The organism is Humidesulfovibrio idahonensis (assembly GCF_054657715.1).
In genome coordinates, this window is record NZ_BAAHYE010000002.1 from 1,256,791 (window position 1) to 1,270,998 (window position 14,208).

The following is a 14,208-nucleotide window of genomic DNA, read 5'->3' on the forward strand; positions in this document are numbered from 1 at the left end:
GCTACCCCACCAGAACGGAGGACAGGGCGCCCATCATGCGCGCCGAGGCGAAATCCCAAACAAGCTGATTGAGGATGCGCGTGATGATCTGGATCCCCACGATGACCAAAATAGGCGAAAGGTCGAAGCCTCCCACCACGACAAAAGGCAGCCACCGGCGGATGCGGTAGAAAACCGGCTCCGTGGCGTTGCGCAAGAAGCGGACGATTGGATTATAAGGGTCTGGATTAACCCAGGTAATAAGTGCGGAGATGATCACAACCCACATGTACGCCGACAGCATCCAGCCGATGACCGACACAAGGGTTGTAACGATAATCATGAGATACGACATCAAACCTCCACATCATGGGGCCGCCGGGTAAATCTGGCACCCCTGCATGTGCCTCTCTTGTGGCACACCAAAAGCGAAGAATCAAGCCCCTATGGCTGCCCCGCAAGTTCCGGCCAGGCCCGCTTGAGCGCATCGAGCAAGGTGGAAAAATCGGGCACCAGCAGTTCGGCCTCCAGGTCCGGGTTCTTGAAGGCCCAGAAGTCCACGCCCGCATTCCGCGCCGTGTCCATGTCCACGCTGGAGTCGCCCACGAACACCACATCCTCACGGCCGACGCCCCAGGCTTCCAGAATCTGGCGCACGCCGTCGGGGTTGGGCTTGGGCGCGGCCGTGTTGGCAACGGTCATCACCGGGCTGAAGTAGTTCTCCAGGTCCACGGCCTTGAACACCAAATGCACGGTGTCCATGCGGTTGGTGTCCACGCCGAGGAGAAACTCCTTGGCCTTGAGCCAGCCGAGCAGCCTGCGGATGCCGGGCTCGCGCGTGAGAAACGGCAGCATGTCCTTGTAGTCGATCTGCGAGCGGTAGGCCATGGCCTCTTCGTAGAGCTCCGCCGGCACAATGCGGCGCAAGGAGTCGTACACGTTCTGAATGTGCGTGTAGACCTCGTCCTCCGGGCTCATGGGCGGCAGGCCGAAATGCGTGCGGTACTTGTTGTAGTACACGGTGTTGGCCACGAAGGAGTCGATGAGCACGCCGTCGCAGTCGAAGATGAAGCCGCGGTAGCGGCGCAGCGCGGAGGCGTCGAAGTCCAGGTCGAGCACTGGCATGGTGCGGCCCTACTCGTTCCCGGCCACGGGCGCATACACGCCCAGGGTGACCATGGCGTCGAGCCAGGGCCGGGCCTCGGGCAGGCGGTCCAGCCCGATGAGCCTCCAGGCCTGGGCGCGGAACACGCACGCAGCGCCGGGCATGTCGGCCAGAGGGGCTTCCGGCACGCCGGCATCCGTCAGCGCGGCGCCTATCTCTTCCTCCGTGGTGGCCCAAAACGCCTCAGGAACAAGCACCGCAAAGCTCTCCAAGAGCTTGCGCCACGGCAGAGCCGTGCTCGCGCCCATGGGCAGCGTCAGGCCGGAAAGCTCCCGGCCCAGATGCATGGACTCATGGTCGGACTCGTCGTCGGACTCGCCCTCGCCAGCGGAAACGCTCTTGTCCAGGCGCTCCCAGGCGGTCTGGATCTTGGCCTCGGCCCCGCGCAGGTCCAGCAGGCGGTCTTCCAGGTTCCAGGCCAGCAGCAGGACCATCTGCGCCTGCCTCCGCGCGTTTTCCAGGGCGTCGGGCGCGGCCTGCTCCGGCGCCACGGCGCCGAGGATGCTGCGCTCCACCTCGGCCTGCACGGCGCGGCTGCTTTCAGGATTCAAGGCGTTGGCCTGCTCCACCAGGCCCTGGGCCAAAATATCGCGAGGGCTGGAGACGGATTCGCCGAAACGCAGCGTGTCGGTCAGCAGGGCCTTGGCCGTGCGCGCATCAAAGGGCGCAAGGTCGGGCCGCACATGGTCCGGGCTGCCGGGCTTGCCCACGCCGGGATCAAGAAAGCGCGCATCGGCGGGCAGCGCGGCGCGCGCGGCGGCGGGTAAAAGTTCGGGGTGCATCTGCGGAAAGTGGAAGATCATGCGGCGGTCTCCAGTTCAGGCTTTGGTGTGCAGGCGGTAGTTCTTGCAGTGGCCGTGGCACTCCGGCAGGCGCAAGAGGCAGATGTCCACGAAAAGATGACGGCACTCCGGCATGGCCTCGGCCAGGGCCGGAACAAAATCCTTGCAGTCGATGGCTTCCTCGGCCAGGCGCTCGAACCTGAGCCGCCAGAGCCGCGCCAGCTCCTTCTCGTCCAGGCCGAAGTTTTCGGCGCGGTTCAGGAAGTCGTCGTACACGCCCTCCCACTTGGACAGGACAACGCAATGCCAGGCCGTGTTCAGGCCGGGGTTGAGCTGCTCCTCGTACAGGCAGCGGCCCACATGATAGGACCGGCAGCCAAAGGCGGGCAGGCGCACAACGCCCGCTTTCGCATCTTTAGTCATGCGCCGTTCCAGCTCCAAAACCATTCATCACGCCGCCTCCGCTGGCGTTTTGTACGCTGCCGGGACGGCAGTTGTAAAGGCGGAGCGCGGCCGCGCCATTGACCAGCCAACCGGCCAGGGATACACTGTCGCTGTCAGGAGGATCAACAAATGGGCGGACTCACAGGAATTTTGCTTATCATCATCGTGGTGCTCATCATCACCGGCGTGAACAAGCTGCCGCAGCTCGGCTCCGGCCTGGGCCGCAGCATCAAAAACTTCAAGCGCAGCTTGAATGAACCGGACGAGGTCGACGTGACGCCGGAATCCGAGCGCCAGAAGCGCGCGCAAGACAAGGATGAAGGCAAGTAGGCGAAGCTACAGGCGGATGTGCCCATTCTCGTTGTGGGGGAACATACGCAGGCCGATGAGCAGATAATAGAAGCCGCTGAGCGAGGTGAGCAGCGCCACGGTCCACACCAGCCACAGGCGGATGTCCGGGCGGAACATGTCCATGCTGTGCTCCACCATGATGAGCAGCACGAGCGAAATTTGCGCCAGCGTGGCGCATTTGCTGATCCACACCGGCTTGATGCCGCGCTTCACGTCCACGCCGGAATAGTTCAAGAGCGCCAGCCCCCCCACGATGAACACATCGCGGCTGACCACCAGCACGGCCAGCCAGCGCGGAATCCAATCCTGCAAGGCCAGGCACAGGAAGCTCGTCACCAGCAGCACCTTGTCCGCCAGGGGGTCGAGCATGGCCCCAAAGGTGGAGCGCTGCTTGAGGATGCGCGCCAAGGTGCCGTCCAGGGCGTCGGTCAGGCCGGCGATGGCGAACAGCACCCAGGCCAGGTCGAAGCGATGGTCCACAAAGGCCATGACGAAACCCGGCGTGAGCATGATGCGCGTCACGGTGAGCAGGTTGGGAATGGTCCAGTTGTTCTCGCGCAGCGGTGGAGTCATGGAGCCGCCACCCCTGCTTGCCCGGAAAGGGTGAGCTTGCGGCCGGGCAGGGCCTCGCGCAGGCGGGCGTTCAGCGCCTCCTGGTTGAGGACACGGCAGGAGAAGCGCCCGCTCACGCCGTCCATGCCGATATCCATGCCCGCAAGGCTTGGGTCCTGCACGGCGTCGTCCCAGGCGGCCATGAGCTGCACAAAGCCCTGCACAGCGTCCACGCCGGAAAACCCGCTTATGGTCAGCACCTGCTTGCCCGGTCCGGGCAGCATGCGGCTGTCTGAAAAATACTTGGACCAGATTTGCAGCCACAGGGCAGGCAGTTCCGCGGCGTCCGCGGCGAGAACAACATCCTTGTGCCGCAGAGTGGCCTTGTAATAGCCCTGCGGCAAACGCTCCAGGGTCACTTCGGCGCGGCCCTCGGCCGGGGCGGCCTGCTTCACGCGGGTGAGCCCCAGAAGCGCGTCGTCCGTGGCCAGGGCCTGCACGTCCTTCTCTTTGACACCGGCGCCAAGACGCAGCAGGTACGTGCCCGGGTGCCGGTCCCCGGCGAAAAAGCCCAGGCCCACAAGCGTGCTGCGCAGATAGGTCCGCTGGATGGTCACATCGAGTTCGAGCGTGAACGGCGAGGCGGGCGCTGAAGCCGGCTCCTGCGCCTTCGCCTCCTCTCCGGAAGCAGCGGCCAAGCCGGATTCCTGATAGCTCAGGACATAATCCACAGCGTGCGGCGAAAGGTGCGCGCGCAAGGCGTCGAGGCGCGCTTGCGGCGCGGGCGAGGGCAGCATGCGCTGCGCCTCCTGGCACACGGCCTCGACGAGCGCGCGCTCCAGGGCCTGCTGCCGGGCCTGGGTCGGCGATTTTTTGGCGTCCGCGCTGGCGCTGACATGAATGGATTCGGCCAGGGCAGGCGGAGAAACGGCGCACACGGCCAGGATCAGGGCGCACACGAGACCGAGCCGACGCAACACGCCGCGAGCCCCATATTCCACATTGCGAATCACGACGCGGCAAGCCGCCGGTGCTCCATTTGAAACGGTCATGGAGCCACCCTACACCACATCGGCGCCGGGCACAACGTTTGCGCCCCGGAAATCCAGCACTCAGGCGGTGATACGAAAGCTTGCGGCCCGGCCGGGTATGGGCTAGATTGGATTGATAACGCTCACCAGCCTGGAGGGAGCCATGAATCTGTACCTCATGCAGCACGCCGCATGCCTGCCCCAGGAAGTCAAAGCCAATCAGCCTCTCACCCCCGTGGGCCACGACCAGATCGTGAGCGCCGCAAGGGCCATGAAGATCATGGGACTGTGGTTCGACGCCCTGCTCGCAAGCCCTTTTCACCCGGCCCTGCAAACCGCGGGCATCCTGGCCGAGGGGCTGGGCTACGCCCAGTCAAGCGTCACCAGCTTTGAAGCCCTGCGCGGCAACACGAACATCAAAACCTGCCTGGAAGAGCTGCGCCAGTGCGAGCGCTTCCAGTCCGTGCTTTTGTGCGGCGAGCTGCCCCTGCTCGGCAGCCTGGCCTCGCATCTGCTCTCCTCCGGTCCGCGGCTTTCGCTGGCGCTGGAGGGCGGCGCGCTGCTGGCCCTGGGCGTGCCGAACATGAATGCGCGCAACGCCACCCTGCGCTGGCTGCTGCAGCCGGGCCAGTTGCAGATGATCGCCGCGGGTTAGCCGCTATTCCTCGACGCAAAGCAGCTCGTAGGCGTCGCCGGTGATGCATTTGGCGCCGGCGTCGGTGACCTCGAAGGTGTTCTCCACCCCCACCATGCCCAGGCCGGGAATGCCCTGCTTGGGCTCCAGGGCGAAGACCATGCCCCGCTCCACCGGCCTGTCAAAGCCCTTGGCGATGGCCGGATAACCGTCGATGGCCAGGCCGATGCCGTGTCCAAGGAACGGCACCTTGTTGGCCCCAAGCCCCATGAAGCCGTCGTAATACCCCGCCTTCTTCGACCACTCCAGGCAATGCGCCCAGATCTCGCTCACCAGGGCGCCGGGCTTCAAGGCCTCCGCCGCCCAGGCCTGCACATCCACGCAGAAGTCATGCGCCGCCTGGACCTCGGCGGGAATGCCGGCGGCCGGTCCGGCCCAGTACAGCTGGGTCTTGTCCGTGTGGTAGCCCTCCAGTTGGAATCCGATGTCGAGCCCAAGGGGTTCGCCTTTCTTCCACACCTTGCCCGCATAGCCCATGAGGGGCACGGCCGGATGCTCGCCGCGCACGCCGAGCGGACCGTTGAAGCTGCTGGGGTAGTTGCCGGAATCGCCCGCGGACACATGCCCCAGGAAGCACTCCTCGCCAAAGGCGCTCATGCGCAGAATGCCCTGGTGCCCAAGCTCGAAGAACACAGCCCAGGCCGTGTGCGCTATCTCGCGCTCGCTTTGCCCCGGCCGCATGAGCCGCGGCATGACGTCGTGCAGGGCCAGGTGGTGCCGCTCGCCGCAGGAGCGCAAAATGCCAAGCTCCCATTCGCTCTTGAGGGACTGGGCGATGGCCAGGACTTGGTCGCCGGAGACAAAGCGGTGGGCGCAGAGCCTGTCGGCCAGCATTTGCCCCAGCTGCCAGGTGAGCCCGCCCATGTCCACCGCGAGGACATCGGTGAACGGCGCGCCGGACTCGGCGGCCAGGCCCGGCAGATCCTTGTAGGAGCGGTACGTGGCCGCACGGATGCCCGGCGCCTCGAGCGCGGCGCGGCCCTCGCCCTTGCGCAGCATGAGCAGCGGCTCGCCCGTGCGCGGGAGCCACAGGCAACCATTGCCCATGGTGCCGCTCAGGTAATATATGGCCGGCCGCGCGAACACGAGCAGGCCGCCCGCCTCGGGCGCGAGTTCGGCCAACAGTTTGCGGCAGCGCGCATGGCGCAGGGACAATTCGTCAGCGGGGATTGTGGCCAATGCTTCAAACATGCGATACTCCCATGCGCCGGGCAGGTTGCGGGTCTAGGCAATCGGGGCCGATTGCGTTACAGGATCACTTGCCGTGCACGGGCAGGACGCCCTATGGCTTCACTGCGCACACGCCATAAAGGACACAATGCTGTACAGCGACACAGAGCTAGCCGCCCTGCTGCGGCAGGTCAAGACCATCGCCATCGTGGGGGCCAAGGACAAGCCGGGCCAGCCGGTCGACGGCGTGGGGCGTTATCTCATCGACGCGGGCTTCACCGTCATCCCCGTGCATCCCAAGCGCCCAAGCGTTTGGGGCCTGGCGGCCTACCCCACCCTGGCCGACGTGCCCTGCCCCATCGACCTCATCGACCTGTTCCGCGCGGCCGATGCCTGCCCCGAGCATGCGCGCGAGGCCCTTGCCCTGGCGCACAAGCCACGCGCCTTCTGGATGCAGTCGGGCATCGTCAGCGCGGACGCGGCGGAAATTTTGAAGAACAGCGGCATCTTCGTCGTGCAGGACCGCTGCCTCATGGTGGACCACGCCCAACTCGTCACAGGGGGTGGAGCATGACCGACCCGGCTTTTGACTGCAAGCGCTGCGGCCACTGCTGCCACGGCGAGGGCGGCATCGTGCTCACCGAGCGCGACCGCGAACGCCTTGCCGCGCATCTGGGGATCGGCGTTGAGGAGATGCTCGAGCGCTTCGCCGAACGCGCCGGAGAAAAACTGCGCCTGCGCGCCGGGCCGGACGGCTTCTGCGTGTTCTTCCGCGAGGGCCAAGGCTGCGGCGTGCATCCCGGCAGGCCCGACATCTGCCGCGCCTGGCCGTACTTCCGCGGCAACCTCGTGGACGAAGCCAGCTGGGAGATGATCCAAAGCGACTGCCCCGGCGTGGAAAACGGCGCGGGACACGAAGCCTTCATCCAGGAGGGCGTGGACTACCTGTACCAAAACGGCCTTGTCCACGAACCCGGCAGCGAAACGCCCCACGCCCTGGTGCTCACGGAAGCGCTCAAAAATCGCCGCCGCTCATGAACATCCGCGACTGCCAGCGCATTCTCAAGGTTCCGCCCAGCGCCGGGCTTGACGAGGTCAAGGCCGCCTTCCGCAAGCTGGCCTTTTCGCTGCACCCGGACCTCAACCCCTCGCCCGATGCTGCGGAGAAATTCCGCGAACTGAACGAAGCGTATATTCTGCTTTCGCGGGCCATCCAGGACGACCCGGCCGAACGCATGGGCAAGGCGCGGCGCAACCGCGAGGAACCGCCCGACGCCAAGGCCCGCAAGACCCAGGCGGGCAAGGCCTACGCCAAGACCTCCGCGCAGTCCGCGCAAAAAAACGGGCGGCCTTCCGCATCGCAGCCCGGCCAGCAACCTGGGCAGCAAGATGCCCAGCGGGATAGCCAACAGTCCGCGCAATCTTCCGCACAGCAGTCGGCGCAGCAATCGGGCACGGGCTTTGGCGCAAATTTTCACCTGCGCGAGGAAGAAGTCCTGCGCGATCTGCTCTCCGATCCCTTCGCCCGGCAGGTCTTTGAGGACATCTACAGCCAGCTCAAGCACGGCAAGCCAGGCCCCGGCCAGCCGGTGCCCCCCCAGTCGCCCCTGGGCCCGCGCCACCAGCAAAAGCCTCCTGCCGCGCCCAAGCGCCGCAGGCTGGAGCTCACCTGGGGCAACAAGACCCTGGGCGTGGACCTGAGCAAAGGCCTGGTCGGCGGCGTCAAATCCTGGCTGCGCGGCCAGTTGGACGATGAGCAGACCGTGAGCTACCCCGCCCATGCCCTGGGGCCCGGCAAGGTGCTGCGCCTCACCATCACTGCGCGCTTCGGCGATCCCCGCACCGTGGAGGTGACCCTGCCGCAGGACTTCGTGGTGGGCCGCCCCGTGCGCCTGCGCGGCCTTGGGCGCAAGCTCGGCCCCTTCACCGGCGACCTGTACCTGCGGGTCCTCGCCAAATAGCACGCATTCCGCCCCCTTGTGTTCCGCAAGGAAATTGACTAGTCCGCACAGGAAACCTTTGCGTCACACCAGCATCAAGGAGCCCGGAATGCTCGCCATCCTCGATTACAAGGCCGGCAACCAAACCAGTGTCCGCCGCGCCCTCGACCATCTGGGCATAGAGAACCAGATCACCGCAGACCCCGATGTCTTGTCGAGCGCCGACGGCATCATCTTTCCCGGTGTCGGCGCCGCTGGCCAGGCCATGGACGAACTGACCTCCGGTGGCCTGGACGAGGTGCTCAAGAGCCTCATTTGGCAGGAGAAGCCGCTGCTGGGCATCTGCGTCGGCTGCCAAATTCTGCTGGACTACTGCGAAGAGAACGACACCCGCACCCTGGCCATCATCCCCGGCGAATGCCGCCTGTTCAACCCGGCCTGGACCGAGGAGGACGGCACTCCCATCCGCGTGCCGCACATGGGCTGGAACAGCGTGAAGCTGAAGACCGAGTGCGCGCTCTTCAAGGACATTCCGGCCGAAGCCGAGTTCTACTTCGTGCACAGCTACTACCCCGCCCCCAAGCCCGACTTCGTCATCGGCGAGACCAAATACGGCGAGAACTTCTGCTCCATCCACGGCCGCACCGGGCTGTGGGCCGTGCAGTTCCACCCGGAAAAGAGCGGCACGCCGGGCCTCAAGCTGCTGCAGAATTTCCACGACTACTGCCTGGAGGTCCGCAATGCTTAGCAGGCGCATCATCCCCTGCCTCGACGTGCGCGACGGCAAGCTCACCAAAGGCGTCAAGTTCAAGGGCAACGTGGACATCGGCGACCCGGTCGAAACCGCGCGCATGTATTACGAGCAGGGCGCGGACGAAATCGTGTTCTACGACATCACCGCCTCTTCCGAAGGCCGGGGCATCTTCCTCGACGTGGTGGAGCGCGTGGCCAGCCAGATCTTCATCCCCTTCTCCGTCGGCGGCGGCATCAACAGCGTGGCCGACATGCGCGCCGTGCTGCTGGCCGGGGCCGAAAAGTGCTCGGTCAACTCCGGCGCGGTCAAGAACCCGGACATCATCAGCGAAGGCGCGGCAGCCTTTGGCGCGCAGTGCGTGGTGCTCGGCATGGACGTGAAGCGCGTGGACAAGAGCGACAAGATCCCGTCCGGCTTCGAGGTGGTCATCCACGGCGGCCGCAAATACACTGGCATGGACGCCCTGGAATGGGCCAAAACAGGCGAGTCGCTGGGCGCTGGCGAAATCTGCCTCAACTCCATCGACGCGGACGGCACCAAGGACGGCTATGACCTGGAGCTGACCCGGCTGGTGAGCAAGAGCGTGCGAATTCCCGTGATTGCCTCCGGCGGGGCGGGCAACCCGCAGCACATGGCCGACGCCTTCACCAAGGGCAAGGCCTCGGCCGCGCTCATCGCCTCCATCGTGCACTATGGCGAGTACACCATCCGCCAGCTCAAGGAACACATCTCGGCCCAGGGCGTGCGCATGCGCATGGTCTGGTAGCCGCCGGTCCGCCCTTTCGCGGTCCAAAGGCCGCATGACATGAACGATATTCTGCAACGCTATTCCGCCGCCCTGGACTCCCTGGCCGGCCAGGGCCTTTTGCGCCGCCTGCCCGAGACGCCCGCCGCTCCGCTGCTCGATTTCTCCGGCAACGACTATATGGGCCTGGCCAAAAGGCCGGAGCTGGTGGACGCCGCCCTCAAGGCGGGCCGCGAGCATGGCGCGGGCTCCACGGGCTCGCGGCTGTTGTCCGGCAACACGCCGGTGCATCAGGCCTTCGAGGCGCGCATCGCCGCCGGCAAAGGCACAGAGGCCGGGCTCATCTTCTCCACCGGCTACCAGACCAACGCCGCGTGCATCGCCGCCCTGCTGGACAAGAATGTCCTCGGCGTGGAGCCGCTGGTCTTCGCCGACAAGCTCAACCACGCCAGCATGCACCTGGGCTGCACCCTGGCCGGAGCCAGGCAGATCCGCTACCGGCATCTCGACCTGACGCACCTTGAAGCGCTGCTGGAGAAACACGCCCAGGAAGCCCGGCCCCGGGTCATCCTGTCCGAGAGCGTCTTCGGCATGGACGGCGACCAGGCGGACGTGGCCGCGCTTCAGTCCTTGGCGCGGCGCTTCGGCGCGCTGCTGTACATCGACGAGGCCCACGCCACAGGCGTTTTCGGCCCGCGCGGCTACGGCCTGTGCGAGGCCATCGACCTGGACCCGGCCACGGTGGTCATGGGCACCATGAGCAAGGCCCTGGGCTGCAGCGGCGGCTACGTGGCCTGCACGCGGCTCGTGCGCGACTATCTCATCAACAAGGCCGGGGGCTTCATCTTCTCCACCGCGCCCTCGCCGCTGGTGGTGGCCGCGGGGCTGGCGGCCTGGGAGCTTTTGCCCAGCCTGGACGCCGAGCGCAAGGCGCTCCTCGCCCGCGCCGAGAACCTGCGCCAGGGCTTGCGGAAGCTCGGCCTTGATCCCGGCAATTCCACAACGCACATCGTGCCCGTGATTCTGGGCACGCCGGAGCGCACGGTCGCGGCCAAAGAGGCCCTTGCGGCCAAGGGCATCCTCGTGTCCGCCGTCCGCCCGCCCACTGTGCCGCAGGGCAGTTCGCGCCTGCGCCTGGGGCTTTCCGCCGCGCACACCGACGCCGACATGGCCCGCCTGCTGGAGGCGCTCGGCAGCTTATGACCGGCCTCGTCTTCCTGCATGGCTGGGGCTACGGCCCTTGCGTCTGGCGCGCCTGGGCCGAGGCCTTTGCCGACCGTCCGGTCGTGCTGCTCGACGCGGGCTACTTCGGGCCAGAGCGCATGGACATTCCGGGCAGCCTTCCGCAAAGCCCTGACGACTGGATCGGCGTGGGCCATTCCTTCGGCTTTGCGCGGCTTCTCGGCATGGATATTCCTTGGCGCGGGCTCATCGGCTTCGGGGCCTTTTTGCGTTTTTGCGCCACGCCGGGGCGCGACACGGGCACGCCGCCGGAACTGCTGGACGCCATGCTCGCGCGGCTGGACGTCGCCCCGGCCGAGGTGCTGCGCCGCTTCACCAAGCGCTGCGGCCAGGAGGCAACAGCCGCCACCCCGCCGGATGCCGAGGGACTGTCACGCCTACGCGAGGACCTGCGCGGCCTGCGCGAGCTCGACATGAGCGCCCGGCCGGAGCAGACGCCTCCGGTCCTGCTGCTGCACGCGGCGGACGACCGCATCGTGCCCGAAAGCCTGGCGCATGAGGCGCAAAGCGCCCTGCCCGGCGCACGGCTCAAGACCTTTCCGGCTGGAGGCCACGCCCTGCCCTTCACACGCACCGAAGACTGCCTGCCCCTTGTGCGGGAGTTCATCCATGGCCTGCGCTAAGACGCCGCCCACGCACGGCGAACTGGTGGCCCGGCGCTTCGGCGCACGCGCCGCGCAGTACGACGACCATGCCCTGCTCCAGCGGGAAAGCGCGGGCAGGCTCGCGTCTTTCATCGCCGCGCACGGCGGCTTGCCGCGCACGGGCCTGGTGACGGAGATAGGCTGCGGCACTGGGCTGCTGTCCTCGCTTTTGGCTGGGCAGGCCGAGCGCTATCTGGCCACGGACATCGCGCCGGAAATGCTGGAGCGTTGCCGCGCGCGCCTGGGGCACCTGCCGCAGCTATCCTTCGCCGTGCAGGACGGCGAGGGCGCCCGCTTTGCCGAGGCCCCCGCGGCCATCGTCAGCAACCTCGCGGCGCAGTGGTTCCGCGATCCCATCTCCGGGCTGGCGAACATGGCGCGGCAAACGCCCCTGCTCGCCTTCGCCGTGCCACTGGCCGGGAGCTTCCCGGAATGGGAGCAGGCCTTCCGCGATCTTGGCCGCTCCTCCGGCCTGCTGCCCATGCCCGAGGAGGACGCGCTCATCCGCGCCTTGTCGTCCCTTGCGGCCGACGCGGGCCGCACCGCACATTTCGAGACCACGCACCATGTCATCCATTATGCGAACGCCCGCGCCTTTGCCGACAGCTTCCGTGGCATCGGCGCGGACCAGCCCCGGCCCGGCTACCGCCCGGCCCCCATACGGCCCGTGCTGCGGCGCTTCGCCGCGGGCATGGACGCCACGGCGCGCGTTCTCTATGGTCTCATCATGAAGGAGAAGACATGAAGGTTTTCGTCACCGGCACAGACACGGACGCGGGCAAGACCGTTGTTTCCGCCTGGCTGTGCCTGCACGCGGGCGCGGACTATTGGAAACCCATCCAGACCGGCCATCCGCCCGACCGCGACGCGGACATCGTCTCGCGGCTTTCCGGAGCCTTTGCCCACCCGGAGCGGCACCTGCTGCGCGCGCCCCTTTCCGGCCACGACGCCGCCAGACTTGAAGGCAAACGCATAGAGCTGGACGACTTCACCGTTCCGCAGACCTCCCGGCCGCTGGTCATTGAAGGCGCGGGCGGGGTGCTGGTGCCCCTGAACGAGAGCGCCACCACCTTGGATCTCATGGTGCGCCTGGGCGCGCCGGTCATCGTCGCCGCCAGGAGCGGGCTCGGCACCATCAACCACACCTGCCTGACGCTGGCCGCCCTGCGGGCGCGCAATGTGCCCGTGCTCGGCGTGGTGCTTTCCGGTCCGCTGAACCCCGGCAACCGCGCGGCCATAGAGCAGTTCGGCAACGTTGCCGTGCTGGCGGAGATTCCGCCCCTGGACCCGCTGACCAGGGATTCCCTCAAACGCGTGGCCCCCCAGCCCGGAGCCCTGGACTGGATCAGGTGGAAATCATGAGCGAAAGCCTTGTCGAGATTGACCGAAAGTACGTTTGGCACCCCTTCACCCAAGAGCAGACAGCGCCCCCGCCGCTGCCGGTGACGAGCGCGCTGGGCGCCAAGCTGTTTCTTGAGGACGGCCGCGAGATTCTGGACATGGCCTGCTCCTGGTGGGTCAACGTGCACGGCCACAGCCACCCCAAAATCGCCGCCGCGCTGGCCAGGCAGGCCGCGACGCTTGAGCATGTGATCTTCGCCGGCTTCACGCATGAGCCCGCAGCGCGCCTGGCCGAGGCCATCGTCAAGGCCATGCCCCGGCCCCTTTCCCGCGTGTTCTACTCCGACAACGGCTCAACCGCCATCGAAGTGGCGCTCAAAATGGCCTGGCAGTACTGGCGCAACACAGGCGTCACCAACCGGCGGCTATTCTTGGCCATGCAGGGCGGCTACCACGGCGACACCTTCGGCGCCATGGCCGTTGGCCGCACCAGCGGCTATTACGGGCCCTTTGACGAGCTGCTGTGCGAGGTGGTGCATCTGCCCTTCGCCCCCACCTGGATAGGCGACAGCGGCTATGAAAAGCGCGAGGCCATGGCCTTGGCGCGCATCGACGACGTGCTGGACCGCCACGGGCACGAGGCCGCGGGTTTTCTTGCCGAGCCGCTGGTGCAGGGCGCTTCCGGCATGAACATGTGCCGGCCGGAGTTCCTGCGCGCCGTGTGCGAGCGCATGCAGGCCCGCTCCATTCCGGTCATTCTCGATGAAGTCATGACCGGCTTTGGCCGCACAGGCACCATGTTCGCCATGGAGCAGGCCCAGGTGACGCCGGACCTGGTCTGCCTGTCCAAGGGCATCAGCGGCGGCTTTTTGCCCCTGGCGGCCACGGTCGCCAGCGAGCGCATCTACGAGGCCTTCCTCAGCGACAGCTTCTACACGGCCTTCGCCCACGGGCATTCCTTCACCGCCAACCCGCTGGGCTGCGCAGCCGGGCTCGCCTCGCTCGAACTCTTTGAGGAAGAACAGACCTTGCAGCGCATCGCGCGCATCACCGAGTCCAACCGGGCCTGGCTGGCCGAGATTGCGCACCTGCCCGGCGTGACGCGCCCCCGCGCCTTGGGGTCCATCGCCGCGGTGACCCTGGGCAACGACGTGAGCAACTACTGCGCAGAGATCGGCGCGGCGGTGAAGGCCAAGTGCTTCGAGCGCGGCCTGCTCATCCGCCCCATGGGCAACGTGGTCTACCTCATGCCGCCCGCCTGCATCAGCCCGGAGGATTTGAAGCGCGCCCAAAACGGCCTGACCGACGTGCTGCACGAGACGGCGCACCTCTACGCCTCCTAGCCCGCAACGCAGATGACGCAAAAACGCCCGC

The 14,208-nt window shown here is 66.7% G+C and carries 19 protein-coding genes; 12 read left to right on the forward strand and 7 right to left on the reverse strand.

Going from position 1 to position 14,208, the window contains the following annotated elements:
- Position 1: 1 nt before the first annotated feature.
- The 4 genes from ACYQ4W_RS06170 to ACYQ4W_RS06185 all read right to left on the reverse strand — a co-directional run bounded on the left by ACYQ4W_RS06170 (position 2) and on the right by ACYQ4W_RS06185 (position 2,349).
- The gene (locus tag ACYQ4W_RS06170; RefSeq protein ID WP_459854084.1) at positions 2 to 334 is read right to left on the reverse strand and encodes a YggT family protein; all 333 of its coding nucleotides are present in this window, start codon (positions 332 to 334) and stop codon (positions 2 to 4) included.
- Positions 335 to 423: 89 nt separating this feature from the next.
- Positions 424 to 1,104, reverse strand: a complete 681-nt coding sequence (locus ACYQ4W_RS06175; RefSeq protein ID WP_459854087.1) for an HAD family hydrolase — start codon at positions 1,102 to 1,104, stop codon at positions 424 to 426.
- A gap of 9 nt (positions 1,105 to 1,113) precedes the next feature.
- Entirely contained in the window at positions 1,114 to 1,947 is an 834-nt protein-coding gene (locus tag ACYQ4W_RS06180) for a hypothetical protein (RefSeq protein ID WP_459854090.1), read from the reverse strand.
- A 15-nt stretch (positions 1,948 to 1,962) separates the two neighbouring features.
- On the reverse strand, positions 1,963 to 2,349 hold the full coding sequence (locus tag ACYQ4W_RS06185; protein WP_459854092.1) for a hypothetical protein: 387 nt from the start codon (positions 2,347 to 2,349) through the stop codon (positions 1,963 to 1,965).
- Between the two features lie 150 nt (positions 2,350 to 2,499).
- Between ACYQ4W_RS06185 and ACYQ4W_RS06190 the strand changes: the two genes are divergently transcribed.
- On the forward strand, positions 2,500 to 2,700 hold the full coding sequence (locus tag ACYQ4W_RS06190) for a twin-arginine translocase TatA/TatE family subunit (protein ID WP_459854094.1): 201 nt from the start codon (positions 2,500 to 2,502) through the stop codon (positions 2,698 to 2,700).
- Positions 2,701 to 2,706: 6 nt separating this feature from the next.
- Here the strand turns inward: ACYQ4W_RS06190 and ACYQ4W_RS06195 are convergent, their stop codons facing one another.
- Positions 2,707 to 3,294, reverse strand: a complete 588-nt coding sequence (locus tag ACYQ4W_RS06195; RefSeq protein ID WP_459854097.1) for a CDP-alcohol phosphatidyltransferase family protein — start codon at positions 3,292 to 3,294, stop codon at positions 2,707 to 2,709.
- Positions 3,291 to 4,253, reverse strand: coding sequence for a hypothetical protein (locus ACYQ4W_RS06200; RefSeq protein ID WP_459854100.1), 963 nt, complete (start codon positions 4,251 to 4,253; stop codon positions 3,291 to 3,293). Before ACYQ4W_RS06200 ends, ACYQ4W_RS06195 begins: the two co-directional genes overlap by 4 nt.
- A 214-nt stretch (positions 4,254 to 4,467) precedes the next feature.
- Between ACYQ4W_RS06200 and ACYQ4W_RS06205 the strand changes: the two genes are divergently transcribed.
- On the forward strand, positions 4,468 to 4,959 hold the full coding sequence (locus ACYQ4W_RS06205) for a SixA phosphatase family protein (protein WP_459854102.1): 492 nt from the start codon (positions 4,468 to 4,470) through the stop codon (positions 4,957 to 4,959).
- A gap of 3 nt (positions 4,960 to 4,962) precedes the next feature.
- Here ACYQ4W_RS06205 and ACYQ4W_RS06210 read toward each other — a convergent pair whose 3' ends face one another.
- Complete coding sequence (locus ACYQ4W_RS06210) at positions 4,963 to 6,189, reverse strand: M24 family metallopeptidase (protein WP_459854105.1); 1,227 nt, start codon at positions 6,187 to 6,189, stop codon at positions 4,963 to 4,965.
- A gap of 127 nt (positions 6,190 to 6,316) precedes the next feature.
- On the opposite strand from ACYQ4W_RS06210, the gene ACYQ4W_RS06215 reads away from it, so the two are divergent.
- The 10 genes from ACYQ4W_RS06215 to bioA all read left to right on the forward strand — a co-directional run bounded on the left by ACYQ4W_RS06215 (position 6,317) and on the right by bioA (position 14,177).
- Positions 6,317 to 6,742, forward strand: a complete 426-nt coding sequence (locus tag ACYQ4W_RS06215) for a CoA-binding protein (protein WP_459854107.1) — start codon at positions 6,317 to 6,319, stop codon at positions 6,740 to 6,742.
- Entirely contained in the window at positions 6,739 to 7,206 is a 468-nt protein-coding gene (locus ACYQ4W_RS06220) for a YkgJ family cysteine cluster protein (protein ID WP_459854110.1), read from the forward strand. The genes ACYQ4W_RS06215 and ACYQ4W_RS06220 overlap by 4 nt, the downstream gene beginning before the upstream one ends.
- Entirely contained in the window at positions 7,203 to 8,129 is a 927-nt protein-coding gene (locus ACYQ4W_RS06225) for a DnaJ domain-containing protein (RefSeq protein WP_459854112.1), read from the forward strand. The genes ACYQ4W_RS06220 and ACYQ4W_RS06225 overlap by 4 nt, the downstream gene beginning before the upstream one ends.
- Before the next feature lie 88 nt (positions 8,130 to 8,217).
- A complete protein-coding gene (hisH, locus tag ACYQ4W_RS06230; RefSeq protein WP_459854115.1) occupies positions 8,218 to 8,856 on the forward strand; it encodes an imidazole glycerol phosphate synthase subunit HisH in 639 nt (212 codons plus the stop codon).
- The gene (gene hisF / locus ACYQ4W_RS06235; RefSeq protein WP_459854117.1) at positions 8,849 to 9,628 is read left to right on the forward strand and encodes an imidazole glycerol phosphate synthase subunit HisF; all 780 of its coding nucleotides are present in this window, start codon (positions 8,849 to 8,851) and stop codon (positions 9,626 to 9,628) included. Before hisH ends, hisF begins: the two co-directional genes overlap by 8 nt.
- A gap of 39 nt (positions 9,629 to 9,667) precedes the next feature.
- Positions 9,668 to 10,810, forward strand: a complete 1,143-nt coding sequence (locus tag ACYQ4W_RS06240; protein ID WP_459854120.1) for an aminotransferase class I/II-fold pyridoxal phosphate-dependent enzyme — start codon at positions 9,668 to 9,670, stop codon at positions 10,808 to 10,810.
- Entirely contained in the window at positions 10,807 to 11,472 is a 666-nt protein-coding gene (locus ACYQ4W_RS06245; protein WP_459854125.1) for an alpha/beta fold hydrolase, read from the forward strand. Before ACYQ4W_RS06240 ends, ACYQ4W_RS06245 begins: the two co-directional genes overlap by 4 nt.
- Complete coding sequence (locus ACYQ4W_RS06250) at positions 11,459 to 12,238, forward strand: methyltransferase domain-containing protein (protein ID WP_459854128.1); 780 nt, start codon at positions 11,459 to 11,461, stop codon at positions 12,236 to 12,238. Before ACYQ4W_RS06245 ends, ACYQ4W_RS06250 begins: the two co-directional genes overlap by 14 nt.
- A complete protein-coding gene (bioD, locus tag ACYQ4W_RS06255) occupies positions 12,235 to 12,855 on the forward strand; it encodes a dethiobiotin synthase (RefSeq protein ID WP_459854130.1) in 621 nt (206 codons plus the stop codon). The genes ACYQ4W_RS06250 and bioD overlap by 4 nt, the downstream gene beginning before the upstream one ends.
- Entirely contained in the window at positions 12,852 to 14,177 is a 1,326-nt protein-coding gene (gene bioA / locus ACYQ4W_RS06260) for an adenosylmethionine--8-amino-7-oxononanoate transaminase (protein WP_459854133.1), read from the forward strand. Before bioD ends, bioA begins: the two co-directional genes overlap by 4 nt.
- Positions 14,178 to 14,208: the final 31 nt, after the last annotated feature.